Origin of the sequence: Veillonella parvula, from assembly GCF_036456085.1 — a bacterium.
Taxonomy (GTDB): domain Bacteria; phylum Bacillota; class Negativicutes; order Veillonellales; family Veillonellaceae; genus Veillonella; species Veillonella parvula_E.
Window position 1 is genome coordinate 1,398,199 of record NZ_CP138632.1, and the last position, 25,397, is coordinate 1,423,595.

The 25,397-nt window shown below is 34.9% G+C and carries 44 protein-coding genes and 1 pseudogene; 4 read left to right on the top strand and 41 right to left on the bottom strand.

Annotated elements, in window-relative coordinates:
• Positions 1 to 300 precede the first annotated feature (300 nt).
• The 4 genes from PK1910_RS06595 to PK1910_RS06615 all read left to right on the top strand — a co-directional run bounded on the left by PK1910_RS06595 (position 301) and on the right by PK1910_RS06615 (position 2,913).
• Positions 301 to 723, top strand: a complete 423-nt coding sequence (locus tag PK1910_RS06595) for a sigma-70 family RNA polymerase sigma factor (protein ID WP_000804885.1) — start codon at positions 301 to 303, stop codon at positions 721 to 723.
• The gene (locus PK1910_RS06600) at positions 720 to 950 is read left to right on the top strand and encodes a helix-turn-helix domain-containing protein (RefSeq protein WP_000857133.1); all 231 of its coding nucleotides are present in this window, start codon (positions 720 to 722) and stop codon (positions 948 to 950) included. Before PK1910_RS06595 ends, PK1910_RS06600 begins: the two co-directional genes overlap by 4 nt.
• Before the next feature lie 460 nt (positions 951 to 1,410).
• Positions 1,411 to 1,614, top strand: coding sequence for an excisionase (locus PK1910_RS06610; protein WP_000814511.1), 204 nt, complete (start codon positions 1,411 to 1,413; stop codon positions 1,612 to 1,614).
• Between the two features lie 81 nt (positions 1,615 to 1,695).
• Positions 1,696 to 2,913 (top strand): tyrosine-type recombinase/integrase, encoded by a 1,218-nt coding sequence (locus PK1910_RS06615; RefSeq protein WP_001291561.1) that lies wholly within the window; start codon positions 1,696 to 1,698, stop codon positions 2,911 to 2,913.
• 161 nt (positions 2,914 to 3,074) lie between these two features.
• On the opposite strand, the gene PK1910_RS06620 is transcribed toward PK1910_RS06615, so the two are convergent.
• The 41 genes and pseudogenes from PK1910_RS06620 to PK1910_RS06790 form a co-directional block, all read right to left on the bottom strand.
• The gene (locus tag PK1910_RS06620) at positions 3,075 to 3,314 is read right to left on the bottom strand and encodes a hypothetical protein (RefSeq protein WP_331298480.1); all 240 of its coding nucleotides are present in this window, start codon (positions 3,312 to 3,314) and stop codon (positions 3,075 to 3,077) included.
• A complete protein-coding gene (locus tag PK1910_RS06625; RefSeq protein ID WP_331298481.1) occupies positions 3,308 to 3,652 on the bottom strand; it encodes a hypothetical protein in 345 nt (114 codons plus the stop codon). Before PK1910_RS06625 ends, PK1910_RS06620 begins: the two co-directional genes overlap by 7 nt.
• A 92-nt stretch (positions 3,653 to 3,744) precedes the next feature.
• Positions 3,745 to 4,188: an RHS repeat-associated core domain-containing protein gene (locus PK1910_RS06630; RefSeq protein WP_331298482.1), complete on the bottom strand. Its 444-nt coding sequence runs from the start codon at positions 4,186 to 4,188 to the stop codon at positions 3,745 to 3,747.
• Positions 4,172 to 4,504 carry a hypothetical protein gene (locus PK1910_RS06635; protein WP_058948178.1) on the bottom strand — a complete coding sequence of 111 codons (333 nt, stop codon included), beginning with the start codon at positions 4,502 to 4,504 and terminating at the stop codon, positions 4,172 to 4,174. Before PK1910_RS06635 ends, PK1910_RS06630 begins: the two co-directional genes overlap by 17 nt.
• 267 nt (positions 4,505 to 4,771) lie before the next feature.
• Entirely contained in the window at positions 4,772 to 5,224 is a 453-nt protein-coding gene (locus PK1910_RS06640) for a hypothetical protein (RefSeq protein WP_058948179.1), read from the bottom strand.
• Positions 5,225 to 5,366: 142 nt separating this feature from the next.
• Positions 5,367 to 5,585, bottom strand: coding sequence for an RHS repeat-associated core domain-containing protein (locus PK1910_RS10275; protein WP_414617157.1), 219 nt, complete (start codon positions 5,583 to 5,585; stop codon positions 5,367 to 5,369).
• Between the two features lie 50 nt (positions 5,586 to 5,635).
• Entirely contained in the window at positions 5,636 to 6,037 is a 402-nt protein-coding gene (locus tag PK1910_RS06645; protein ID WP_004694791.1) for an immunity 22 family protein, read from the bottom strand.
• A 35-nt stretch (positions 6,038 to 6,072) separates the two neighbouring features.
• Positions 6,073 to 6,708, bottom strand: a complete 636-nt coding sequence (locus PK1910_RS06650; RefSeq protein WP_058948180.1) for an Imm43 family immunity protein — start codon at positions 6,706 to 6,708, stop codon at positions 6,073 to 6,075.
• Between the two features lie 290 nt (positions 6,709 to 6,998).
• On the bottom strand, positions 6,999 to 7,481 hold the full coding sequence (locus tag PK1910_RS06655) for an SMI1/KNR4 family protein (RefSeq protein WP_058948181.1): 483 nt from the start codon (positions 7,479 to 7,481) through the stop codon (positions 6,999 to 7,001).
• 56 nt (positions 7,482 to 7,537) lie between these two features.
• Positions 7,538 to 7,645, bottom strand: coding sequence for an HNH endonuclease (locus PK1910_RS10280; protein ID WP_410087834.1), 108 nt, complete (start codon positions 7,643 to 7,645; stop codon positions 7,538 to 7,540).
• Between the two features lie 91 nt (positions 7,646 to 7,736).
• Entirely contained in the window at positions 7,737 to 8,318 is a 582-nt protein-coding gene (locus PK1910_RS06660; RefSeq protein WP_058948182.1) for an Imm26 family immunity protein, read from the bottom strand.
• Positions 8,319 to 9,040: 722 nt separating this feature from the next.
• Positions 9,041 to 9,358, bottom strand: coding sequence for a hypothetical protein (locus tag PK1910_RS06665; RefSeq protein ID WP_048789311.1), 318 nt, complete (start codon positions 9,356 to 9,358; stop codon positions 9,041 to 9,043).
• Positions 9,359 to 9,426: 68 nt separating this feature from the next.
• Positions 9,427 to 9,903: a hypothetical protein gene (locus tag PK1910_RS06670; protein ID WP_058948183.1), complete on the bottom strand. Its 477-nt coding sequence runs from the start codon at positions 9,901 to 9,903 to the stop codon at positions 9,427 to 9,429.
• Positions 9,904 to 10,096: 193 nt separating this feature from the next.
• Positions 10,097 to 10,192, bottom strand: coding sequence for an RHS domain-containing protein (locus PK1910_RS10285; RefSeq protein WP_414617158.1), 96 nt, complete (start codon positions 10,190 to 10,192; stop codon positions 10,097 to 10,099).
• A 162-nt stretch (positions 10,193 to 10,354) separates the two neighbouring features.
• Positions 10,355 to 10,807, bottom strand: a complete 453-nt coding sequence (locus PK1910_RS06675; protein ID WP_058948184.1) for a hypothetical protein — start codon at positions 10,805 to 10,807, stop codon at positions 10,355 to 10,357.
• Between the two features lie 177 nt (positions 10,808 to 10,984).
• A pseudogene (locus PK1910_RS10290) lies at positions 10,985 to 11,095 on the bottom strand (RHS domain-containing protein); the annotation flags it as partial.
• 223 nt (positions 11,096 to 11,318) lie between these two features.
• Positions 11,319 to 11,642, bottom strand: coding sequence for a hypothetical protein (locus PK1910_RS06680; protein WP_058948185.1), 324 nt, complete (start codon positions 11,640 to 11,642; stop codon positions 11,319 to 11,321).
• 443 nt (positions 11,643 to 12,085) lie between these two features.
• Positions 12,086 to 12,478, bottom strand: a complete 393-nt coding sequence (locus PK1910_RS06685; protein WP_004694747.1) for a hypothetical protein — start codon at positions 12,476 to 12,478, stop codon at positions 12,086 to 12,088.
• Complete coding sequence (locus tag PK1910_RS06690) at positions 12,475 to 12,600, bottom strand: hypothetical protein (RefSeq protein WP_308946267.1); 126 nt, start codon at positions 12,598 to 12,600, stop codon at positions 12,475 to 12,477. Before PK1910_RS06690 ends, PK1910_RS06685 begins: the two co-directional genes overlap by 4 nt.
• 337 nt (positions 12,601 to 12,937) lie before the next feature.
• Complete coding sequence (locus tag PK1910_RS06695; protein ID WP_058948186.1) at positions 12,938 to 13,213, bottom strand: hypothetical protein; 276 nt, start codon at positions 13,211 to 13,213, stop codon at positions 12,938 to 12,940.
• Positions 13,214 to 13,470: 257 nt separating this feature from the next.
• The gene (locus PK1910_RS06700) at positions 13,471 to 13,986 is read right to left on the bottom strand and encodes a hypothetical protein (RefSeq protein WP_058948188.1); all 516 of its coding nucleotides are present in this window, start codon (positions 13,984 to 13,986) and stop codon (positions 13,471 to 13,473) included.
• 82 nt (positions 13,987 to 14,068) lie between these two features.
• Complete coding sequence (locus PK1910_RS06705) at positions 14,069 to 15,172, bottom strand: ankyrin repeat domain-containing protein (protein ID WP_331298484.1); 1,104 nt, start codon at positions 15,170 to 15,172, stop codon at positions 14,069 to 14,071.
• A gap of 298 nt (positions 15,173 to 15,470) precedes the next feature.
• Positions 15,471 to 15,788, bottom strand: coding sequence for a hypothetical protein (locus PK1910_RS06710; protein ID WP_004694732.1), 318 nt, complete (start codon positions 15,786 to 15,788; stop codon positions 15,471 to 15,473).
• Between the two features lie 264 nt (positions 15,789 to 16,052).
• Positions 16,053 to 16,325, bottom strand: a complete 273-nt coding sequence (locus PK1910_RS06715; RefSeq protein WP_229055759.1) for a hypothetical protein — start codon at positions 16,323 to 16,325, stop codon at positions 16,053 to 16,055.
• A gap of 109 nt (positions 16,326 to 16,434) precedes the next feature.
• The gene (locus tag PK1910_RS10295; protein WP_353933410.1) at positions 16,435 to 16,716 is read right to left on the bottom strand and encodes an RHS domain-containing protein; all 282 of its coding nucleotides are present in this window, start codon (positions 16,714 to 16,716) and stop codon (positions 16,435 to 16,437) included.
• 522 nt (positions 16,717 to 17,238) lie between these two features.
• Positions 17,239 to 17,550: a hypothetical protein gene (locus PK1910_RS06720; RefSeq protein WP_058948189.1), complete on the bottom strand. Its 312-nt coding sequence runs from the start codon at positions 17,548 to 17,550 to the stop codon at positions 17,239 to 17,241.
• A gap of 92 nt (positions 17,551 to 17,642) precedes the next feature.
• Entirely contained in the window at positions 17,643 to 18,095 is a 453-nt protein-coding gene (locus tag PK1910_RS06725) for a hypothetical protein (RefSeq protein ID WP_058948190.1), read from the bottom strand.
• Positions 18,096 to 18,370: 275 nt separating this feature from the next.
• Positions 18,371 to 18,652: a hypothetical protein gene (locus PK1910_RS06730; RefSeq protein WP_004694725.1), complete on the bottom strand. Its 282-nt coding sequence runs from the start codon at positions 18,650 to 18,652 to the stop codon at positions 18,371 to 18,373.
• Between the two features lie 143 nt (positions 18,653 to 18,795).
• On the bottom strand, positions 18,796 to 19,221 hold the full coding sequence (locus PK1910_RS06735; protein ID WP_058948191.1) for a hypothetical protein: 426 nt from the start codon (positions 19,219 to 19,221) through the stop codon (positions 18,796 to 18,798).
• Positions 19,199 to 19,747: an RHS repeat-associated core domain-containing protein gene (locus PK1910_RS06740; protein WP_072210700.1), complete on the bottom strand. Its 549-nt coding sequence runs from the start codon at positions 19,745 to 19,747 to the stop codon at positions 19,199 to 19,201. Before PK1910_RS06740 ends, PK1910_RS06735 begins: the two co-directional genes overlap by 23 nt.
• A 29-nt stretch (positions 19,748 to 19,776) precedes the next feature.
• Positions 19,777 to 20,127: a hypothetical protein gene (locus PK1910_RS06745; RefSeq protein WP_058948192.1), complete on the bottom strand. Its 351-nt coding sequence runs from the start codon at positions 20,125 to 20,127 to the stop codon at positions 19,777 to 19,779.
• A gap of 137 nt (positions 20,128 to 20,264) precedes the next feature.
• The gene (locus PK1910_RS06750; RefSeq protein ID WP_058948193.1) at positions 20,265 to 20,705 is read right to left on the bottom strand and encodes an SMI1/KNR4 family protein; all 441 of its coding nucleotides are present in this window, start codon (positions 20,703 to 20,705) and stop codon (positions 20,265 to 20,267) included.
• Positions 20,706 to 20,812: 107 nt separating this feature from the next.
• Positions 20,813 to 21,244 (bottom strand): DUF4265 domain-containing protein, encoded by a 432-nt coding sequence (locus PK1910_RS06755; protein ID WP_058948389.1) that lies wholly within the window; start codon positions 21,242 to 21,244, stop codon positions 20,813 to 20,815.
• A 79-nt stretch (positions 21,245 to 21,323) separates the two neighbouring features.
• Complete coding sequence (locus PK1910_RS10300) at positions 21,324 to 21,458, bottom strand: IS3 family transposase (RefSeq protein WP_414617152.1); 135 nt, start codon at positions 21,456 to 21,458, stop codon at positions 21,324 to 21,326.
• 279 nt (positions 21,459 to 21,737) lie between these two features.
• Positions 21,738 to 22,058, bottom strand: a complete 321-nt coding sequence (locus tag PK1910_RS06760; protein ID WP_058948194.1) for a hypothetical protein — start codon at positions 22,056 to 22,058, stop codon at positions 21,738 to 21,740.
• 232 nt (positions 22,059 to 22,290) lie between these two features.
• Positions 22,291 to 22,734, bottom strand: coding sequence for a hypothetical protein (locus PK1910_RS06765; protein ID WP_331298489.1), 444 nt, complete (start codon positions 22,732 to 22,734; stop codon positions 22,291 to 22,293).
• A gap of 8 nt (positions 22,735 to 22,742) precedes the next feature.
• Entirely contained in the window at positions 22,743 to 23,285 is a 543-nt protein-coding gene (locus tag PK1910_RS06770) for a peptidoglycan recognition protein family protein (RefSeq protein ID WP_058948196.1), read from the bottom strand.
• Positions 23,272 to 23,640 (bottom strand): hypothetical protein, encoded by a 369-nt coding sequence (locus tag PK1910_RS06775; RefSeq protein WP_331299621.1) that lies wholly within the window; start codon positions 23,638 to 23,640, stop codon positions 23,272 to 23,274. Before PK1910_RS06775 ends, PK1910_RS06770 begins: the two co-directional genes overlap by 14 nt.
• A gap of 1 nt (position 23,641) precedes the next feature.
• Positions 23,642 to 24,097: a hypothetical protein gene (locus PK1910_RS06780; protein WP_058948198.1), complete on the bottom strand. Its 456-nt coding sequence runs from the start codon at positions 24,095 to 24,097 to the stop codon at positions 23,642 to 23,644.
• Positions 24,098 to 24,108: 11 nt separating this feature from the next.
• Positions 24,109 to 25,056: a hypothetical protein gene (locus PK1910_RS06785; protein ID WP_058948199.1), complete on the bottom strand. Its 948-nt coding sequence runs from the start codon at positions 25,054 to 25,056 to the stop codon at positions 24,109 to 24,111.
• A gap of 17 nt (positions 25,057 to 25,073) precedes the next feature.
• Complete coding sequence (locus tag PK1910_RS06790) at positions 25,074 to 25,388, bottom strand: hypothetical protein (protein ID WP_058948200.1); 315 nt, start codon at positions 25,386 to 25,388, stop codon at positions 25,074 to 25,076.
• Positions 25,389 to 25,397: the final 9 nt, after the last annotated feature.

A 25,397-nucleotide genomic window follows, 5' to 3' on the forward strand; every position in this document is an offset into this window, starting at 1 on the left:
ATGAAGTACATCATATACAATAAATTTCCTTACATTGGGTTCTTGTCAAAAAAAGTCGTCTATCTGCAATAGATAAGTACGTCCACCAATGTGGTTTTATAAATCATATAGATAGAATAACAGAAGCATGTAAACAGAGAAATAAATCTGTTTATATGCTTTTTTGGCTATTCAGAACTTTTTTACAAAGTTTATTTATCAGTAATGCAACAAATCCCCCTTTCACATTGGGACTAAGAGTGAAAGGAGATAAACGAGCAAGGCTCACTTCCTTTCCTAGACAGAAAGGGGGTGAGAAACATGAAACCATCTTCTTTTCAGACCACAATAGAAAATCAGTTTGACTATATCTGTAAACGTGCTATGGAAGACGAGCGAAAGAATTATATGCTTTATCTTTCAAGGATTGCAAAGCGTGAGGTGTCCTTTTCGGATGTTGGCGATTATCTTGTTAGCCAGTTTGCGACAACAGATAACTATTCAACTGACTTTCAGATTTTTACACTCAATGGGTTATCAGTAGGCGTTGAAAATGATTTGTTGAGTGAAGCATTACGTGAGTTGCCAGACAAGAAACGTGAAATTCTACTGCTGTTTTACTTTATGGACATGAGCGATTCAGAAATTGCAGACCTGTTGAAATTGAACCGTTCTACTGTCTATCGGCATAGAACCAGTGGACTAGCCTTAATTAAAAAGTTTATGGAGGAATTTGAAGAATGAAAACACAATATCCTATGATTCCCTTTCCTCTCATTGTAAAGGCAACAGATGGCGATACCGAAGCGATTAACCAGATTCTACATCATTACAGAGGGTACATAACGAAGCGTTCCCTACGACTTATGAAAGATGAATATGGCAATCAAAGTATGGTCGTTGATGAAGTCTTACGTGGAAGAATGGAAACCAGACTGATTACAAAGATTTTGTCATTTGAAATTAAGTAATATCCTCTCTCCTTTCGTGGAAGCGTGCTAAACCATTCCACGCTTCCCGAACAGGGAGGTTTGTTATTCCACCAAAGCATATTGAGCTTTCAATGTGTTTTGATAGGCTAACGAGCCATTGTTCTTTGAAAACTGAATAAAAGTAATCGAATACGTTTCGATAAGAAAAGAGCCAACGGAACTAACCGCCATGACCTATCTTATAAAGATAGCGAGCGATTCATGTTAGTGATCCGAGAAGCAATCTTTAGCAGGATTGCCTGCAACGACATTCTTATCGTGATAATGATACTCCCATACAGTCAATAGTCCGAGCGTGATAAAACCGTCGCAGGCAATGAGTATGGCTACATGAGAACCATGCAGGGGTGGAACTCCCGTGAGCTTTGCTAAAGCTGTTCGATTGCTGGTAAAACAACTTTTATGAAATCCAAATAAGTGATTTGGAAAGGAGGATTTTATGAAGCAGACTGACATTCCTATTTGGGAACGTTATACCCTAACCATTGAAGAAGCGTCAAAATATTTTCGTATTGGCGAAAACAAGCTACGACGCTTGGCAGAGGAAAATAAAAATGCAAATTGGCTGATTATGAATGGCAATCGTATTCAGATTAAACGAAAACAATTTGAAAAAATTATAGATACATTGGACGCAATCTAGCGTCGCCAAAGGGTCTTGTATATGATAAAATAGTATTAAGTCGTATCAAGGCTCTTTCCATAAAGGAAAGGAGCAAATGCCATGTCAGAAAAAAGACGTGACAATAAAGGTCGAATCTTAAAGACTGGAGAGAGCCAACGAAAAGACGGAAGATACTTATACAAATATATAGATTCATTTGGAGAACCGCAATTTGTTTACTCGTGGAAACTTGTGGCTACAGACCGAGTACCAGCAGGAAAGCGTGATTGTATCTCACTTAGAGAGAAAATCGCAGAGTTACAGAAAGACATTCATGATGGTATTGATGTTGTAGGAAAGAAAATGACACTCTGCCAGCTTTACGCAAAACAGAACGCTCAAAGACCAAAGGTTAGAAAAAACACTGAAACTGGACGCAAATATCTTATGGATATTTTGAAGAAAGACAAGTTAGGTGTAAGAAGTATTGACAGTATTAAGCCATCAGACGCTAAAGAATGGGCTATTAGAATGAGTGAAAATGGTTATGCTTATCAAACCATCAATAACTACAAACGTTCTTTAAAGGCTTCATTCTATATTGCTATACAAGATGATTGTGTTCGGAAGAATCCATTTGACTTTCAACTGAAAGCAGTTCTTGATGATGATACTGTCCCTAAGACCGTACTAACAGAAGAACAGGAAGAAAAACTGTTAGCCTTTGCAAAAGCTGATAAAACCTACAGCAAAAATTATGATGAAATTCTGATACTCTTAAAAACAGGTCTTCGTATTTCAGAGTTTGGTGGTTTGACACTTCCAGATTTAGATTTTGAGAATCGTCTTGTCAATATAGACCATCAGCTATTGAGAGATACTGAAATTGGGTACTACATTGAAACACCAAAGACCAAAAGTGGCGAACGTCAAGTTCCTATGGTTGAAGAAGCCTATCAAGCATTTAAGCGAGTGTTAGCGAATCGAAAGAATGATAAGCGTGTTGAGATTGATGGATATAGTGATTTCCTCTTTCTTAATAGAAAGAACTATCCAAAAGTGGCAAGTGATTACAACGGCATGATGAAAGGTCTTGTTAAGAAATACAATAAGTATAACGAGGATAAATTGCCACACATCACTCCACATAGTTTGCGACATACATTCTGTACCAACTATGCAAATGCAGGAATGAATCCAAAGGCATTACAGTACATTATGGGACATGCTAATATAGCCATGACGCTGAACTATTACGCACATGCAACATTCGATTCTGCAATGGCAGAAATGAAACGCTTGAATAAAGAGAAGCAACAGGAGCGTCTTGTTGCTTAGTAGTACAAATGAATTTACTACTTATTTACCACTTCTGACAGCTAAGACATGAGGAAATATGCAAAGAAACGTGAAGTATCTTCCTACAGTAAAAATACTCGAAAGCACATAGAATAAGGCTTTACGAGCATTTAAGAAAATATAAAAAGATAATTAGAAATTTATACTTTGTTTAATTTTGAAAAATTAAAAACTAATTTATCGTTTTCAATAATAAAATCTAATATTAACTCAGGTGTTAATCCTGATTTATTAATTTCATTAGCAACAGAATTACATTCTTGTGAAATACTTTCGTCATTGTCATAAATTTTAATTCCATATTCATGTTCAGCCTTATCTAATAACCTTTTGTATTCATGAGATTGAATTAAATTTTTGATTTCTAATCCTGTTACCATGTGCTGGTTCCTTTCAAAATTTTTAATAATACACTACCTGTGTGTCGGAATGGGTCCATTGCGGCATGAGCCCATGGTGTTGCAATAGATAAGTTCCAAGCTTCATGAGCTTTATTTGAACCTAATCTTTGTGGTAAGTAAGTGTGATGTAGTTCTAATGACACATTGCGTTCTTCAATTCCTCTTCTTGTTCGAATTCTAACTTTTATTCGTGGTGCTTTACCTTTCTCCATCCTTTTTAAATTACGTTCAGAATATTTACATTTTGGACTTGAACCAGGATTTTTAGTTTTTTCTTTAGCTATACGGTCCCTTTCTTTTTTGCTTCTGCTTTCCAAAATTGTTTTCTAGCAGTATTCCATGATAATAGTCCTAATGGATCTATCCAGCTTTGTATGTTAGGGGAGAATAAATAAATATTATCTCCACCTTATAACCCAATCGGATCCTGATTCACAAACCGCCCCGCATCAGGCTCGTAATACCTGAAGAAATTGTAATGCAGCCCCGTTTCACGGTCGGCATACTGGTTTTGCAGGCGGAAGGGTTGGTAAGCACTATCCGCAACCTTGGTTTCCTCTTTCAGACGACCCCAGCCGGTATAGTTGCCGAACCACAGTAAATTGCCGTCTTTATCGGTCATCTCTCTCGGGATGCCGATTTGGTCGCAGTGGAAGTAGTGGGTTTGTTGGCGGCTCTCGCCGTCTTCGTTGGTCCAGTTGCGTACCTGTGCCAAGGGTTCGTAGCTGTCGGGATCGGTGTAGAGATAGGTATACCTGCCGTCGAGCTGGGCGAACAGCAACCGTGCGCCGAAGTCGGGAGAGGTGATTTGGTAGAGGACGTCTGAAAATATAAAATTACTTTTTCGCAGCACGAATTTTTTTCAACCCATTCTCCAAAATAGTAACTTTCTCGGGAGAAGTTCCCCTATCCAAAGCATTCCACCAGTTATTTACTGGTTTAACAAATAATTGAAAACCTTCTTCCGTTAAATTTGATTTCTTAATAATTAAATCTTTTTTTACTGATCCATCTTGATTAAAAGGATTTATATTTACCAACAAATCATTTTCTATTAAAAATTTCATCAAAGACAAAGACATTTTTTTTATTGCTTCTTGGTAATCAACATCTTTACTTCCTGAAATAAATGCATCAAAATCAAATAAAACTATATCATTTACTTCCATAAGATTCCTTTCTATTTCAATCGGATAATTTCAAATAATTCATCTGAAGGTGACGGAGGTGAGGCGGTGCGCCGCCGTCGGGGTCGGCAATTTGGTAGAGGTCGTCTGAAAAGTAAGAAAACTCTAGTGTTCTGATATACCTTACTTCAAGATTTAAAGTTTCATACGCGCTACGGCTTGCTTTGCCAAAAACAGTATCTAAACGACTTGTTTAGAGTTTTGACATTTTGCTTAACGGTCTGAAAATACAGTTGTTATCGGTGTGAGCTACGCTTTCTGTTCATAAACTTGCTTGGCTTCTTGATACTCTGCAAACTGCTCTTTGGCCAATCGTAAATAACCTTTAAATCTTCTAGCTTTGTAATGCTCTGCCAATGTTTTTTCTGATTGTTCCAGAAATATGGTTACTAATGTATGGTAAATCAAACAAAGTTTTGTTTCTCCATGAAAGGCAACATTTTCCTTCTCACATTTAGCGATAAAATTTCTTGTTGTAACTTCTATAAAAGTAAAAATAAATTCTTTATTCGCATCTAATTTTTTTTCAATTGTTGCTAAGTCTATATTAGCAATATTTAATGCGCCAGCTAGAATATTACATCCTTGAGAAGATAATTCATCATTTGTTATTTTAACTTTATAATTTCCTGACAATTCTTTTAGATAATTTTTATGTTTCTCGGTTTCAACAAATTTTCTAATATCTAAGCTGTTTATCATTTTAATACTCCATAATATATATACTATTTGCATGTTTAAGGATCGAATGAGTTTACCCCATTTTTAATTTTCTCTAAATTAAAATCTTTTCCAAGATGCCTATATTTATCCATGCTGGAATGCGCCCAAGGACTTGCTTTGGTCAAATTCCATGCGGAATGTGCCAATGGGGATTTACTTCTTTGCGGTATGTAGGTATGGTGTGGCTCCATAGATACTGCTCGAGTTGTAAGTCTACCAAGTGAATCAGAAATAACAGCACAATCGGATCCTGATTCACAAACCGCCCCGCATCAGGCTCGTAATACCTCATCAGGTTGTAATGCAGCCCAGCCTCATGGTCGCAATACTGGTTCTGCAGACGAAAACAACTTTCAGACTACCGTTATCCTGACTAATGTTTCACTATCACTAGCGATATTTTTTTCTTGGGTCCTTAAAGGTTCCTATAAACTTCAGATCATTGTAAAGTTTACCTGGATTTTCCTCATAAAATGTTGCATTAGAATAGTAATATAAAGAATTACCTTCATTTATTCCTTTCTCTTTTGCTACTTTCACAATATCTTTTATAACTTTATTGGAGTGTGCCCCAACTTCTTCTGCTAACACTTCAACTGGTACAATTTCTCCATTATCTGTCTGGAATGCCACAAAATAATCAGAATCAATAAATGAAACTCCAAAATCTGCAAAAGCTGGACAATGAGAATCTGAGTCCTCCATTCCATCTGTATATTCATTAAACTCATCGGGCGTTTTAAAAGATGTCCCCATCCACACAGAAATCATATCTTTAGTTGTTTCAATCATATAATACCTCATGATTCAAAATGTTATATATTTTATTAATCCCAATAAAAGTCTAAATTATTTAATTCCTTCCACTCTTCCAAAGAATAAAGAAAAGGCAAAGAAAAATTTTCCAATAATTTACCCTTTAAATTTTCTGATACCATGAATGCTCCTGAATAGTTGTGATTAGTAGACAACAAAATATCCTTATCTGAATTAGTATATGCCTCCAGTGAAAAATCATCTTCATCTAATGCTAAATCTGGGTAAACAATTTCATCCTCAATTTCCCAAACAACTATTCTTACTAAATAATAGACTTCATTCGTCAATAACTCACCTTTTGTATTGACAATAATCGCTTCGCTCATACCAAAATCATAATCAAACCCATATTTTTTTATAAATTCCAAAAAACGCGCTGACATGATAAAGAAATCATTATATGGAAGAAAATCAAAAGTAACACCTCTTGCTTTCTTTAAGCAGACATAAACCTTTTCAGGCATTGGAGGAATTTCTTGCCCTTTTACGAACCAACTCCAGGGAAAGTCAAAATCAGGATGCGTTTTTTTAGGGTTGAATACCTCTGATATACCTAGGACTCCACTACTTACTCGTGGCAACCCCATTTTTTCTACTTTATCCATACTCTGCAGAGCATATCCCCATACTAATAACTTTTTCATAATACCCTCCTAAGATAATAGTTTTGTTTTCTTTCCAAACAGCCTGTGGAATTAAATGGTGTGTCTGCCAAGAAGAAGCTAGACGGAATATTCCCTGAGATTCCATGCTCTTACGCAAGCAATAGCCACTCTCTCCCAAAGGATCAATCCATTCTTGAGTATTCGGAGCAAACTGGTTCTGAAGGCGGAAGGGTTTGTCAGGGCTACGGCTTGCTACTTCGAGATTGAAGGCTTCATGCGAGCTATGGTTTGCTACACTTACTATATATACACGACGCTACGCCAGTTTATTAATCATCAGGATTTTCTTCTAAACAATTTAGAAACTCATCAAATGATTTCGCTATAATAATTGAATTTTTTTCAAAATTAGCTTCCCTTGATATATTTTCACTCCATACGTCCCTGACATAATAAATAATTTGCCAACTATTTTTTTCTAAACAGAGGTAATTACCTCCCCAATCAAAAGCAAAAGGAATTAAATCCCTAGGTAACTCATTAAGATCCCATTCATTTATTGCTCTTCCTTCTAATGTGAAATCTGGATCATCCTCAAACTGCTTAGAATATTTCATTGGAATGAAGTCGCGAATTTCAATATAGTCATAATCAATATTATCATTGACAAAACAAGAAAGATTGGGAGTACCTCCATTCCATTTGAAGTAATGTGACTTGAATGAAGATGGAAAAGATACTCCTAATTTTTTTTCAACCTCATTGAAATCATTTTCAGATAAATTTTTATCGCAATCATAAAAATTAAGCATAACAAACTCCTTTAATAATTTAACAAGTACCAGTTTTTTTCTTTTTCCTTCTCTTTTCAGGCGGTTTTCTTCCTGTTAACCAACTGCATTGTTGTCTTACCAGTTTTTGGATCAAAATCATCAACATGATGCCATGTGTGACCTTTAGCATCAGCTCTAGGAATACCTGCCTTCTTAAAGGCAGCAGTAAAATCATGACCACGGCTACCTTGCTACGTCAGGACTGAAGGTTTTGTGCGGGCTACGGCTTGCTTTTCACGCTTTTAAATTCCGGTGGTGAATTTTTTGAAACTCATCCGAAATAAAATCTCCAAATTCTGCAAATGATTCAATAGGTAAATTAAAAATTTCTGGTTTATAACGAATAAGCAAACTTAGGATATGATAATGACTTCTTGGTGTTTCACGTAATTCAATTCTCTCGAATATTCTTTGTTTACCTTCCTCTTCATCTATTTTTTGTGCAATAGAAAAATCTGCATTGTGAGCCACTCCTAAAGCAGGATTAATGGAAGTAATTTCACTTGGGGTTGGATCTTGGTAATCGGGATCCTGAGCAATTATCCGCCAATCTGACTCTAGCTTTGATTCAAATAAGGTATGACAGTCTAAAACGGTTTTGAATAGGATTGGGTAATTTCCAGCATTTTTATAATCAAATGGCTCAACTGGGCTTGAAGTAAACAAATCAAAAATTCCTACAGTGGCACCAAGCTTATTTTTAGCGATTATTCTACCGTAACCGAATAATTTATCAGCTATTTTAAAACAAAATAAATCACCATTCTTAAGATATCTATATAAAGTTCTGTTTTTTTCCCAATTAAAGATTTTCATAATACTTTTCTTTTCCTATAGCATAGAATATTAAATTATTGGAAGATTTTTACAACCATTTTGAGAATATGGTTTCTTCCCGCAACCATTGCTTTTTGTCTTTTGGCATCACGGGTCTTATTCATCAACAAATGAATGACATTTATTTCTTCTGGTTTTAGTTTTTTAGGATTAGAATTACTTTTCTGACCTTTTTAATTTTTTTCCTGTCAGTGTTCCATGTTGTCGAATACAGCTTTTCTCATATTTACGGGCGGTTTCGTAATCCAAATCGCTATATAATTCTATTAAGCGTTCTGTTCCAACTAATCTTCCTGATTACCTGTGTTGTTTTGCACGCGTCTTTATATTATCCGTAATACCGATATAAAAAGGTTTACTATCCCCGGACCTATGCAATCCATAAACAGAATATTTTTTATCCCAATGGATCTAACCAAATTTGAGCATTGCTGGCAAACCAATAAAAATTATCCCGCCCCACAACTCAATCGGATCCTGATTGATAAATCGTCCGCAGTTCGGGTCGTAGTACTGAAGAAGTTATAATGCAACCCGGTTTCACGGTCAGTATACTGGTTCTGTATGCGGAAGGGTTAGTATGCGCTATTCGTTACTCGGGTTTCCTATTTCAGATACTCTTGATATTTGGTGGAACTCGACCTAACCTACGACTACTGTTTGTTAAGTTTAAGCCATGATCTATGTTTGTTAAGAGGAGTTTATTGTCCTTGACCAAGAATTTCTTCTCCAATTATTGCATCTAACTCTATCCATGCATCTTCAAGTTGATTAACAATAGAAGATTCATTTTTATTTGGATCGTCTTTTAAATTGAGATACCAAATATGTGTTAATTTCGGTATTTCATATAAAATAGACGCTAGTCTTTTTTCAATTAGATTATGATTATGAGTATAATGCTTTATTTCATTTAAAATTTTTAATAATTCTTGATAGTCCTTTACATCGAATTCAAGATCCATTCTGACCTTATAAATAAAACTATTATTTTCAAGTTTTTCTAATAATTCTTTCATGGTAAACACCTCTAAGTTATACAAAACCAAGGATTGCTTCTGCTGGAATAGTTTATTTATTTTTAAAGTTAAGCGTTCACTCCAATAGAAATAGATAACACATCTTCCTCATTGTCGAGTAGAGATATATCGATAACTTTATCTATTTTATGACTAAATAATTTTAAACAATAAAAATTAGGTTTGTTTATTAATTCTAGCCAACTGCTAATATTTTTTATTTTGATAATAAACAAGGGGAATAATTCTATTGGTATTTCAGCCGAATCATTTATTCCTCCATAAAAGTATACATAAGCAATATCATTTTCCTCTGGTGTAAGAAATTTTAATATTTCATTTTTTATCGATAAACTAAATTTTTCTTTTGATAATTCTATATTTCTATAGGGGGTAAAAGTACGATTTATTATTTCACATGAGAGTGGATATGGAATGATTTTTTCAGAATCTGAAATTAAATTATTTAAAAAATGAATTTCTTTCATTTTTTTCATTATATTATTCTGTTTTAAAGTAAAGATCTTATCTTCTAAAGTTGTCATGATATTGTTTCCTATGTTGTACGGTTACATTATCTTTGTATTACTCCCAAGAAAATGTACGATTCCCATTATTTCTTTTTTGAATAAGATTTCTATCCATTTTGGCAGTAGCTACATGCCACTGTGGACAAGGGTGTTTTGCAATCGGAAGGGTTTGTGAGCAGTTCTAGATATGTTGATTTCACTCTTCAGGTTACCCCAACCGTAATAATCCCCAAATCAGGTCGCCTTTATCATCAGTCATGTCTCTTGGAATGCCGATTTGGTCGCAGTGGAAGTAGTTCTGCACTTCGCCGTTTGCCAATTCGCGGTGGATCAGGTTGCCGAGGTTGTCATAGGGTCGGCAGACCGTCTTGGCCGTATTCGTAGGCTGTTTTGGCTTAGATTGTTATGGAAGAAATATTTCAGATGACCTCAAAAAAGGATTGAGGTCGTCTGAAAATATCGAATCTTACTTTTTGTTTTTTTTCTTAGGATTTAATTCGTCTTTACGCTGCTTATAAAACTGCCAATATTTTTTGTCCTCAATACTAAATGGATAATATCCAGCATCATTATAAGCAATATCAAAATATTTATAAGCTTTATCATATTTTTCAAGGTCATAATAAAAAATACCAGCTAACAGATACGTCCCTGCATTAGTGGTTCCTAAGTCAGCAACACTTAAAGCAATACTCAGCCAGTCCTTAGCCTGTTCATATTTTTGATTTTTATAATATAACTCAAACAAAGCAATCGTAACCATTGTCGTTGGATGCGCCCATTGGCTTACTGGCTTGGGTATTAGCTCAAATGCTTCTTTTAATAACTTTTCTTGTTCTAAAAAAGGTTTATTATAAGCCTCACAGACTAAATCATTAATCTTTGATTCTAATTCTGGGTTAACTGCATCTAAATTCATAGCATACAACTCCTCAATAAAAATGAAACAATTTCAAATGTAGATTTTATATGTCAATCATGACCATAATTAGATTTCTGTCTAGGTACGATTGGGTCAGTCATATCATATCTACTTCGATTTTGTGCGCCACGAGAACAGTTTCCACCTTTTCCCGTACCTTTTTCAAGCCTATAGTTATTTGAATCTCTCATCCTTTTTCAAACGACCCCAGGCGGTGTATTCGCCGTACCATAAGAGATTGCCGTAGATGTCGGTCATCTCTCGCGGGATGCCGATTTGGTCGCAGTGGAAGTAGTGGGTTCGTTGTCAGCTTTCACCGTCTTCGTTGGTTCAATCGCGGATTTGTGCTAAAGGTTCATAGTTGTCGGGATCGGTGTAGATATAGGTGTAGCTACCTTTGTAGGTATATTCATGAAGTAATCGCGTTCCGTCCTAGTCGAAGTGGTTGCGTTTCGTTCGCACCCTACAAAGGAATTGTAGGTTTCATTGGCTACAGTTTGCTAGAAAATTACTTTTTTGCAGCACGAATTTTTTTCAACCCGTTCTCTAAAATAGTAACTTTCTCGGGAGGAGTTCCTCTATCCAAAGCATTCCACCAATTATTTACTGGTTTAACAAATAATTGGAATCCTTCATCAGTTACATTCGACTTTCTAATGATTATATCTTCTTTGATAGAACCATCCTCATTAAATGGGTCAATATCAACAAGTAAGTTATTGTTTTTGAGAAACGTCATAAGTGCAATAGACATTCTGATAGTATCTTCACGATAATCTTCATCAGCATTTGCTTCCCAAAATGTCCGAAAATTAAATAGTGTTATATCCATGATAATCTCCTAAGGTAATCGAATAATTTCGGATATTCCGTCAACATGAACTAAGCTTTTACCATCTCTGACATATACGCCACCTGCATCTCTAATCCTTTCTTCTTTTGCAAGTTGACTCCTTTTTGAAGCAGTCTTGCTAGTAATTTCTTGAGCAAGTCCACCACCATTTTTACCAGATCCCTTTATAACAAAATCAAGCTTACGAGACTCACCTGTTACGGAATCTCTAACAATTTCGTACCGTCTTTTTTGAAGATTTCAGCTTTAACTAGTTGGTCGTGCCGATCGTAGAAGTAGTTCTGTACTTCGCAGTCGACCAGTTCGCGGTGGATCAGGTTGCCGGTACGGTCGTAGTGGAAGCGGATGCTTTCGGTAACGGACAGGTACAGCATGTCGTACTGTGCATCGCGCCAGTCGGTTTCACTAAAGCCTACAGCTTGCTAATTTTGGTTTGATTCCTGGTATTTTGTTGTATCAGAAATAGTAATATCTTCATTATTAAACATATCATCCCAAATTTGTTTATAAAGTTCTTTTGCGGTCATTTGTTGAGGTATTTCAAATGCTGCATCGGTACTAGGAAATTGATCACGTAGTCGTTCTTCTGTCCAGAAATTTAATCCAAATCTTAAACTTTCTTTAATTCTGAACTGGGTTGATATTGTAAAATTTTGATACTCGGGGTACAGATATTCTTTGACTAATCTCTTTACGCTATCTCGATTAACCAAATTTAGACCTGATAAGTCCTCAAGTTTGTTATCTACACCTTCGTGTAATAGTCCAAGAAAAAGTCTAATATATTCAGGACTAACTTTATATAATTTATTCATTTTAATTTTCCAAAAATTGAAACTAATTGACCAGCTTTATTGAATGTAGCTTGTACTTGAGATGTTTGGATTAATGATCCTCTCCCTGCTTTCAGATAGCCCTCTGCAACAATTCTACCCATATCAAAGACAACGGAATCCCCTTTATTAGGAGCTTTTTTAATACAATCTGAATAGCTTCTGCTTGGTCTTCAGGAGAAAGGAATCTTGATGAGTCTTCAGGTCTTCCTCTCTTGCTGTCTGGGCATACACCTGTTCGAGCACGGTATCTCTGCTGTGCTCTTGTTGTACCCGCATCAGGCTCATAGTACCTGAAGAAGTTGTAATGCAGCCCGTTTCGCGGTCGCAATACTGGTTCTGTAAGCGGAAGGGTTGGTATGCGCTATCCGTTACCTTGGTTTCCTCTTTCAGACGACCTTGCGTTTTTTTTGGACCTCGATCCAACTACAGTTAATAAAATTAGATGAATGTATCAGAACACTTGTGTAGTTTATATTTTTCCCAATGAAAATTACTAATATCGTCTTCTGAAGCATTCGCTATCTTTGACTTAATAGAATATTCCATAAATTTCTTTCTTTGTTGAGTTAAGTCATCCTCATTTTCCCAGCAACTCATACATTCATCGCAACAGAGAAATAATTTATTAGAGTCAATATTTTTTTTTATAATTAATCTCCCCTGCCTATCGCATATGGGGCACTCTCTAAACCAAAAATAATCAGTACTTATCATGATGGGTCTCCTGTAATAATTTTATTGGTGCCGTTCATTACAATAATTTTGACTTTTGTAAGAATTGCTCCTGTATCTCTATCATAGCCGATTGGCTGATTCATTTCTACGTTATCTGTATCTGTATCTTTTTCTGAACTGTGCGGATGGGGTCGTCTGAAAAACAGAAACTGTGTGCGAACCACATACACTCTACATCAGGACTGAAGGCTTTGTGCGGGCTACGACTTGCTTAATAAATTTATTGAATATTCCAATTAAAAATACTTAAATGGATAAACATTAAACAAATTATTACTTATACTATTTACTGAATATATAAACTCAGTTTTTATATTATCCGTAAGTGTCTCTCCTTCATCTAATAGGTGCTCTAAATCTCTGTATAACAAAGCTAACTGGATAAATTGTGAGAAATCTATCCCTAAATTTGTAAAGCCAGATCTGGTATACTCTCCAGCATCATGATTATAATGAAAAATGGTATTATCTATTTTATTTAAAAACCATCCATCTCCCTGTCCTGCTTGTCCAATACTCCAAAAACACCTTGATATTTCGGGATAATTACACTCTAGGTATCTATTTTCATTTAAAGCCTCTTCATAATTAAAAAGAGAAATATCAGGTATTATTTCTACTTCCTGATACTTAGCAATAAATAACAAATAGTTATTATCCAGCTTAGGAAGTTTATCTAACTTTTTAACTTCTACTTTACGCTTAATACATATATTAAAAAAATCCTCGGGCATTAATTTTAATTTGAACATAAAAGTATACTCCATAAATTTCAAACCATGTATAGGATTCACCGTCCGACCGACGCCTGCCGCCCCCTTTACGGCCAGGAAATTATAAATAAAGTTGAATAGTACTTGTTATTTTTTTTTGTGTTTCAACACTAATTTCCTGGTTAAAATTTTGGATTAATTTTAAAAAATCAATAATTAATTTGATTTGAGTAGTGTTAAATATCGTACTTTGGTTTCTTAGGGCAATATATAAAAATTCAACAACGTAACCATATAAATGAAATTTAGATAAATTAGAAAAAATATATTTTAAACAGCAAGGAGTAAAATATAATAAAGCCTTATTAGTAAAAGCTTGCCACTCTAGTGATTCAAGTATTGAGAGAAAATCATCGTATGTGATCTCAATCCAAGTTTTAGTAGATAGTTGCATTATAGAAAATATATAAGAGTTATCACTATCATCAAAACTTATGATGTTATTTTTATCAACTTTGAAAACTGGAAAAGTAGGCCTAATTTTTTCCTCTAGATAATTTCGTTCTTGTATATATTTTACCTCCGTAAGAAATTTTTCAAATTCACAATATACTCCTAAGTCTTTGACAAACTTTGAAATATATTCTAAAAAATCATAAATTATATTGATTTCATCTTTGGCTAAAGATTGCAGTAAATTAAATAGTTCACTTACTTCTCCTTGGGATATGTTAGAATAATAGCTAAATAATTCTATGAAACAATCATTATCTATACTAGGGTTTTCTATTGAGCTTAGTAAAAATGTATTTAAATGTAAGGCATTTTCATTTTTTTGTTTATCTAACATTTGATTTTTAATTAATAGTTTTACTATCTTCTCTTTATTTTCGCTGGATGAGTTAATTGCAATTCTAACGGCATTTTCTCCAAATTCATTTTGTATATTTTTATCAGATCCATTATCAAGGAGTAATTTCACCATTTCTATATTTCCAAACATGTATGCATAATGTAGGGGAGTATATCCTAAGTCCCCTTTAAGATCGATCAATGCCCCATTTTGAAGAAATACAAGAGCATCATTTAAAGAATTATTTCTAGCTGCAATATGTAAAACTGTATCATCCATACCTCCTGCTTGATTTATATCTTTAATAGTGTCACCCAAAAAATCAGGATGTGCCTCATATTTTTTTAAAATACATAATAATTCTTTTTCCATTAATAATACCTATAGTTGTAAGTTAATAAATTTAATATCTTGATCTTATTTATTACACGTAACGCAATTTTCTTTATGCTCTTTTTTTAGCTTGTGATTTTGAATTTGCTTGTACTTTCGAATATACCCATATTCCTGCATCAGATACGACTGCTAAAGTAAGTACAACTCCCCAGCCGGTATAGTTGAAGCAAGTGAGGAGAGCATAAGGAAAAGATCGTCTGAAAATTGATTTCAGATAACCTTGATATTTAGCGGAACTCGACCTAACCTACGACTACTGTTTGTTAAAAGGTATTTATTGTCCTTGACCAAGAATTTCTTCTCCAATTATTGAATCTAACTCTATCCATGCATCTTCAAGTTGACTAACAATAGAAGATTTATTTTTATTTGGATCGTCTTTTAGATTGAGATACCAAATATGTGTTAATTTTGGTATTTCATATAAATAAGACGCTAGTCTTTTTTCAATTAGATTATGATTATGAGTATAATGCTTTATTTCATTCAAAATTTTTAATAATTCTTGGTACTCCTTTACATCAAATTCAAGATCCATTCTGACCTTATCAATAAAACTATTATTTTCAAGTTTTTCTAATAATTCATTCATGCTAAATACCTTTCAGTTATACAAAGCCTGCTTCTGCTGGAATAGTTTTTTATTTTTAAAGTTAAGCGTTCAGTCCAATCGAAATAGATAACACATCTTCCTCATTGTCGAGTAGAGATATATCGATAACTTTATCTATTTTATTACTAAATAATTTTAAACAATAAAAATTAGGTTTGTTTATTAATTCTAGCCAATTGCTAATATTTTTTATTTTGATAATAAACAAAGGGAATAATTCTATTGGTATTTCGGCCGAATCATTTATTCCTCCATAAAAGTATACATAAGCAATATCATTTTCCTCTGGTGAAAAAAATTTAATATTTCATTTTTTATCGATAAACTAAAATTTTCTTTTGATAATTCTATATTTCTATTGGGGGTAAAAGTACGATTTATTATTTCACATGAGAGTGGATATGGAATAATTTTTTCAGAATCTGAAATTAAATTATTCAAAAAATGAATTTCTTTCATTTTTTTCATTAAATGATTCTGTTTTAAAGTAAAGATCTTATTTTCTAAAGTTGTCATGATACTATTTCCTATGTTGTACGGTTACATTATCTTTGTAGTACTCCAAGAAAATGTACCATTCCCATTATTTCTTTTTGACTAAGATTTCTCTCCATTTTGGCAGTAGCTACATACCAGTGCGGACAAGGATGTTTTGCAATCGGAAGGGTTGGTGAGCAGTTCCGGATGTGTTGGTTTCGTTCTTCAGTTTGCCCCAGCCGTAATAATCCCCGAACCAAACCAGTTTGCCTTCGCTATCAGTCATCTCACGCGGAATGCCGATTTTATCGCAGTGGAAGTAGTGGCTTGTTGGACGCCTTTTTCGTCTTCGGTTGTCCAATCGCGAACCTGTGCCAAGGGCTCGTAGTTGTCGGGATCGGTGTAGATATAGATATATCTGCCGACCCAAACGAATCCAGTTTCCTCTTCGAGGCCGTCTGAAACTTCTTCGTTTTTTAGGCGAACTGGGGATCGAGTTCGTAACGGCTGGCGAGTTTACCCTGTGTGCGTTCGATTTCGGTAATGACTTCGTCGTCGAGGCTGATTTGGTGTAGGTGCCCGCTACCGTAGTACAGGTAGTTGATCTGTCTGCTGTCGGACAGGACGGTGGCGGTACGGTTGCCGTTGAAATCGTAGTGGTAGCGGATGGTTTCTGAACGGGCAGGTACAGCATATCGTACTGCGCATCGCGCCAGTCGGTTTCAGGCAAACCGTTTTGGGCGTTCTCTTCTTTAGACGGCACTTTCCATTGGTGCTGGCCGTTTTCGTTGTATACGAAGCAGGTAAGGGTAAGCGTATAGGGCAAAGTCGTCTGAAGTAACCTTCAGACGACCTTGATATTTTGTTGGGTCTTGACCCAACCTACGCTTGCTAGAAACATTTACAGTTATTTGGATTTTGATTAGCTTTATATAGTTTGAAGGATTTAAAATTAGCAAATTATAAAAGAATTCAGATTTAAAATGAATGTATTTAAATCTCTCTTCCATAACTTAATGCTCTTAGAAAAGTATAATGATATAGCTGGCTCTTCAGATAAAAAACATGCATAACTTTTTTCGATTGGTAAAACTTCCAAGTCATCCATTCCTTCAAAAGCTAGAGTACAAGTTTTGTTTGGTTGGTATCTATGACGAATAGTCCAATATTCTGATATATCTAAATCATTTCCTTCTAATTCTTTTAAAACAATCCAGTTATGATTATGTAATTGGTCTCTTAAATCTTCAATATGATATTTCATAGTATATTTCCCTCTAGTTATACTACATCCAGGTCGTAGGCGTAGCGGCGGTTAAGTACGGGACAAAAAAGGTCGTCTGAAAATATCGAATCTTACTTTTTGGTTTTTTTCTTAGGATTTAATTTTTCTTTACGTTGCTTATAAAATTGCCAATATTTTTTGTCTTCCATAGAGAAAGGTGTGTAACGTAGCTCATTATAAGTTAGGTCAAAATATTTATAAGCATTTTCCATATCACCTAGTTCGTAATAGATAATACCTGCCCATAAAAATGGGCTGCCATCAGGCACTGTTTTTCTAGCCTCAAGCGCAATAAGTATCCACTCAAGAGCTTTGGGATAATCACCTAATTTTTTATAGCTTCCTGAAATACCACAGGCGATTGCCGAAGTAGGCTCAACGAATTGAGTGGCTGGTTTAGGTAAAAGTTCCCATGCTTGATTCAGAATATCAATGCGTTCCTCCGGCGTAGTAGCATCATTTGAGTTACATACAAAATCATTGATTTGTTTGTTTAATTCATAATTTACTTGATCTAAATACATAATTTCTCCTTCTTATGTGCATTCTTTAAAGAGTATTTATTACCATGTTGGTCCGGTTGTGTACCTGTGCCAAGGGTTGTAGCTGTCGGGATTGGTGTAGATATAGGTATACCTGCCGTCTGAATTTTTCTCCTGTAACAGATGGCTACCGTCCTAAATGAAGTAGGTTTGGTTTTCGAGGTCGTCTGAAAAACAGAAACCGCGTGCGTGCGTTCCGCACATACCCTACGTCGGGACTGAAGGTTTTGTGCGGGCTACGGCTTGCTTTATTTTATTTATTTAAAGGATACAATAGAAGTAATTTTATTAATAAATTTTTTAGCTAAATCTTCATTCTCTTTTTTGAAAAATCGAATATCTAAGCCGTCATCTACATCACTAACTAAAATAAATTCTTCTTTCATAAATAAAAAATACCACATATCAGCATTAGGGCTTATAACCACTTCTTGTAATTCAATATCCATTACCTTTATTAATTCATTGATTTCACTGCTATCAAAAGAAAAATCTAATGGAAGAGACCATAGAGATTTATTAATTTTTAATGCCTTCATAATTATCTCCCTAACTCTGCAAGTAATTTGGCGCAATTACCATCATCTAGCAATATCTAGAATTATTTATTTAAAGTACGAATATTTCAGACGACCTCAATTAAAACATTAATATTGTTTAAAAAGCAGATACCATGTATGTTCTACTCACACCTAGCGTAGAAACTGGAAGTTTCATGTAGGCTACAGCTGGTTAAAATATTTTTTTCATAAGAAATAACAATATTTTCAGCCATAATAATAAATGATGGCGTATCTAAATCAGTATTATTAAACCTTAAATAAAAACAATTTTCTCGTAAACTTGGTAAAATATTTGAATCTATTTCATCAATAATTTTAACAACACAAGTATCTTCATCAATATCAATAGTCCACGTTAAATTTCCAGATAAATATTTAACTCCATACAAATTGATTTCATAATTAAAATAATAACTTGGATCATCACTAACAATAATATTCATCCTTGTAAAATCAAGTAATGTAACTTGAAAGTCTAACCAATCGAAGTTTTCTTTGACGTGATTATTGAATTTCATCAATTCATAAGTTATGGATTCTTTCATATTTATTCCCCTCTGTATCTTTATCTTCAGTTGTTGAACCGCATGATCCAAGTGTATGACCCACCTTTTTATTTGGATCAATCTGAATATGTGTATCTCTGGCAGCAGTACTATTATAGTTAGGATTGATATTACCTTTTTTCCCAGGCTTCAAAGTTGATTCATGATACCACTTACCATCAGTTCCCAAATAACTAGTCCCTTTCCCAATTTCTTGTGCAGAAACTCTAAAAATACTTCCTGTTTTCCCATAATTTGGATCTGCCGGATGAGCTCGTACAGTATATTTCAACCCATCAGAACCCATCCAAGAATACTTGAAATTTGCTGGATAAGCTGAGCCATTCTGAATACTTCCTTGTCGTTGGATTGCTTCATCAAAAAAAGCATAGGAATCTAAAGTTAATCCCAGCGGATCAGCCCAGATTTGTGTATTCGGCGCAAACCGATACAGATTCTCTCCACCCCACAGCCCAATCGGATCCTGATTCACAAACCGCCCGGCCTCAGGCTCGTAATACCTCAAGAAGTTTCATTCGGGCTACTGCTTGCTGTTTATTTCTTAATATATTTTTCTATATATCTGTATTGCTCTTGTGTACATTTAACTGAAAAAAATATTTTTCCACTTATAATACTTTGAGCAGAAAAAATACCTTTCTCATATTTGAATTTTATTTTACTTAACGGAATCCTTCCTTTTCCATTTTCTTTCCCACAAAAAAGCTTATATTGTAACTCATTATTACTTATACCTATGTCTCCACAAGTTTTTTGACTATTATATTCTGATACAATTATATTTAACCAGCCATGTTGAAAATCATACGAGTAATGTGAAACATAAGGTAATTTAGAAGAGGAGGATACTATTAGAGATAAAATTGAACTTAAAATAGATTTCATAATTTATTTACCATTTAATTTATTAATGAGATTGTCAAAAAACAAATCTCTCAAACGATCTTGATGAAGGTTTGAAATTGTCTGAAAATTATTTTAGACGAGCTTATGAGTTTGTTAAACCTTGATACAATTTACATTTACTCGAAATCTATAATTTTTCCATATTCTAGAATTTCATCAAAAGTATCAGCTACTTTTCCAATACTTCCATCATCTAGCCAATATTCCCATATTGATAGATTATCATTTAAATCGAAATATAAGCGTCCCCCATCAGAAGAAGTTCCAAACATAAAACCTTTCTTTACGCGTTCAGAGTCTACAAATTCTGTGGAGTCATGCCTTTGTACAATATTTTCTGCCTTTTGTTTTTTCTTGTTTATTTCAACTAAATATTCCATATAATTCCATCTTGGAAAAGAATTTAACTCGTCAAACAATAAATTATTATTAAATAAATCAATTTCATAATCTTTAAATTCTATTTCCATAAACAACTTGAATTTATCAAGGGTATTTTTATATGACTGAGGAAACAAGATGTTTAAATTTTTTTCTATGCTTAATAATTCTTTCATGATTAGTCCTTTCAATATGAATTTTTTTTACAACTTTCAATATAATCCCGTGCACGTTTTTTCCAATAGGCCTCACGAAATTTATCGTGCGCCTCAGCTTGTACAAATTATTGTGCCAAATACCCTGTGTCATAATCTAAATCGTCAGTTTCCACAAACTCATCTAAGAAATTATATATTTCTTCTATATCTACTTGAATTGGTATGTTTATTGCATGGAAATTTGCATTAAATGCTTCAGACTCACATCCAAGATCTATTAATTTAGTTAATATTTTATCTTTAAATTTCTGATTTTCATTGAAGAAAACAATCCGCAATGTACTATTTTTACTATAAATTATAGTTTTATCATATAATAAGTAATTTTCTTCTGTTTGTATTACGCTAACAATATCACCTAAAGAGATTTCTTTGCTATAAAAAGGAATATTATTAACTTTAAGATAGCCTTCTTCAGTCACTTCTGCCCAAATGCTTTCCATAGATACTGGAGGATAACCATCACTTACTTCTAGATTTAAAAAAAGCTTTTTCATTTTAATCACCTTGATATGTACCCATTTTCCTGGACACATATTATTTGCTAGCCTAAACACATGGATGCTTCCCTGTATTTTACAGGAGGCATCCATTTTGTTTTTTCTGGATCCTTTTGTTGTTGTAATAATTAATGTATTCTTCTATCGTTACTGCAAAAGCATTAAATGATACATATTCTTTTTCAAAACCATAATATATTTCATTTTGCAATCCTTTGATGGTCGACCTTTAGGTTTATTAATAAGACCATTGTATCCCAAAGTTTTGTATTTAGATAGAATAATTCAATTGCTTTTCTTTTAAATTCATAACTATATCTCATTAAAATACCCCCTTTACTGGTTATCCAGTAAAGGGGGTAGATATCATAACCTAAAGGGCTTTCTAATGTGGCGGAGAGGGTGGTATAAATATAGTAATCTTTAGTTACTACAACAAATTCTATCTATACCATTATATAAGGTGGCAAAATGGTGGCAATCTATTTAACTATCCTACTTCTCGAATAGAATAGTGGAGTCCAAAGAATTTGATAAGCTTTAAAACGTTGGCTCGATTATACTTTGACGGAGCAGGGATTATTAATGTTTTATCGCTATTAACATATACCGCCTTTACATCGTCCGTCCAAACAAAATTAGGGAAATATTCAGCCAAGTCTAAGTCTCCCCATGTTTCCCTGCCAACAAGAAGTATGCCTTTACCGAGCCTCTCCTGCATGGAGCATATTATATCCCATGCGGCAGCATAGTTGTCTACTTTTATCGCATCCCTCATAAAATGTGGGTCTTTATTAAATACTTTTAGCATTATTACTCCCACCTCCTATTATTACCCTAATTACACCATATTTTTACCTTATCCGCAATTGCTATTTATAAACAAAAAAGACCTTACCAGGACATATTCCCAGTAAGGTCTTTTACATTATTATAGTCAATCCATACGTCCGCCCTCGTATGGTAGGGAGATGTATGGATCACCTCCTTAGTTCTTAGTTGCAAGATAAATGACAGTACCACCTAATAAGATGTTTAACAACTTACTTTTGCGTTGCTCCATCTTGGCTTTGTGTATTTCTTTCTTTTGCTCGTTCAAGTATATTTCTGCTTTCTCTAATGATAGCTTTTGCTCGTTCAGCATCTGCTCTTGCTTCTGTAGTAAGTTCCGTGCTTCTGTTAATTGCGTTCTCTGTTCTTTGATTAAGTTCAACGCTTCGATTAATTCGTTCTTCTGTTCGCTCGTTGATAGCTTGGCTACTCTCAACTGCATTTCTAACTCGTTGATTGTAGTCAACTGCCTGTTGATTGTACTCTCTAGCGTGTCGAAGTTCTTTTTCAGCGTTGCGTATTCCTGTGGTGTCAATGTTACTGATTCTGTTGGCGTAGAGCCAAACACAGGTGAGTAAGATGACAATACCAACAATAATACACAGCCAACGATAACCATAAATAATTTGTAAATAGGATTTAACTTTATCATTCATAATACCTCCTAAATCACACTACCCCATTCTTGGGCATAATATTTAGCTTTACCACGAATTACATCTCCTCCGGAACCAGGAGTATCGCCCTCATGTACTGTCCATAAGTCCCATCGTTCACATGTCGTGGTAGGCCCGTACGGCTCGTGAGCATAATAACCGTCCATGTTATCGGCTGCCTCCGCATGTGTTAAGACATGCTCGATATCACATGGGATACCAAGGTCTACACATAACAAAGCTACAACCTGTGCCAATGTTTCAATCTGCACATCCGTAGGAGCATACTCGCCAAGGTTATCAGTCCATTGAGCGCCATATGCGCAGTCTAATGCAATACCTATTGCGCCACCATTGCGCATATAGGTGTGGTTCTTATGATCTGTTAATTCGCCATCGATATAGATGTTTCCATCCCTATCGATATTAATATGGTAGTCATCAAATTGTTGGTTATACCTGCCTGCCGTCCAGTGCAAATAGATTTTATTGATTTGGCCTAACGCTCTACAACAATAATCGTTTAAGTCAGTAAGACTAACGAGGTGCATTATAATCACTCCTTTCATTTATTACGGTATTAATTGGTATTTTTGGCGGTTCTTCTAATTTATCAGGGATGCCATTTCCATCTTTATCAATACACAAGGCTAAGAAGCCTACTGCTGCAATTAATACCGGGTTATTAAATATATGATCAATAATATTTAACCCTATATTAATTAGCTTGTTAGTTTCATCACTAACATAACCTTGTATAACCCCCAACAAATATTGAACAACTACCAGTAAAATAGGCACTAGCATTGTCAGTACTAGTGCCCTTGTTGCCAATATCCCTGTTGGGTGAATATTAGCGATTCGGATTGAACTATATATAGTTTTAACTTTATTAATTACTTTCATCTTATCCAAGGCTTTCACCTCCGTCATTTTGGATGGTAATACCCCTTTTAATCGGTAGATTATTAAGTAATTGTATGTGCATTAATTCCGTATTTAGTGCTTGCGTTGTGGTTTCCAATGCATCCAAGCGGTGAAATATAGCATCATCTCGTTCCTCCAACTTCACCAATTGCCTTAGAATATCTTGATTACTTTCCGTTAATTTTCCGATACTATTAATAGCATCTGTCATACGGTCATCATAATATTCCCTTTGTTTGGATAACTTATGCCCTACATAGTCATCAAGTTGGCGTTTAACCTCGGCTATCGATGTGTGTTCTAAGAACCACACCATCGCCCGAAACGAGCCCCTAAGTGCGGCCCAGATGACCCCTAACAGTGTCACCCAGAATCCAATGTCCGCAAAATAGGGGGGTATTCCTACCTCCATCAGAAGTATTCTGATTTCCTCCATTCGCTACCTCCTTATTGAACCGGTACCCAAGTTCTAGCATTTATGTCAACTTTTTTAGTGCCATCGCCATTATAGAATGTCATGCCGGCAGACCGTTGATTATCATACCATGCCCAAATTGCATTAGGGTCTGACTCTTCAGATAAATAAATATTTGCTCCGGGTGCTAATACGGTTAAATACTTCAATGGAGAATTAGAATTGAAAACATATCTTGGCATTTTTATTAACTCTAGATTCCAGCCGGTATTAAATGCATTTTCCCTAACATTTCTAACTTTAGGTAAAATCAACCGTTTCACACCGAGGACATTTGCAAGTGCGTTATCATTAACAGTAATTACTTCCGGATAGTTGATTTCCTCAACAATGGTATCAGTAATATCACCTGCGGATAATTCTGTTTTGACATCACCATATCCGGATACACGATACGTACCTACGATATTGCCTAGCATATTGAAATATTCAAGTTCAATATCGCTACCACCGAATGGACTATCTAGGTCTAATCGACCATTACCATCATCACCAATACTTACACCAAATGCAGCACCTTTACCCAGTATTGCTACTTTAAAATGCGGCGTGCCGTATACGTTGATATAGGACTGTCCCTTTTGAGGTCTATCAAAATCAAGTGGCTTAAATGGCTTTTTAATAACATCACCTAAGCCACGAATAAGACCTTTTAGCACTTCATCCGGTGTACTGTTCTCACAATACACGTTCAGCCCCATTAGCATTTCATATGAACCTTGTGCAGATGCATCTTTTCCTGGTAATCCATCATTACCATTACGGCCATCTTGTCCTTTTAAACTATTTAAGAAGTCCTCACGTGTACCGGAATTTCCGGATTCTAGCCATAATTCATAGGCGCTTTTACCTGCCGCACCCTCCAATTTAATTGGTGGTAAATTAAGACCTTTTATATTAATATTTAGCTCTTCTGCCATGATATAATCCCCTTTCATTAATGACGTGCAATATCCTGGATGATATTGACTTCGCCAAACCCTAATTTTATGCTGCGATTATCGTTATAAAGGAACGCATCATATTGGTGTATTCCTTTAGCATCTACCTTACTAACTGTGTCATTGCCATTAATATGGAATGTGATGCGGTCGCCCTCTATCACACCATTAATAGCCAACACCTCATTTGTGTCTGGCTTTCGCCTAATTTTCATAACGGCTGTGTATCCATCATAGGACTCACCACCTTCGATAATGTAGGTCAATCCATAGTCTTGACCTACATGTAAATCAAAATCATATTCCTTCATATACGCACC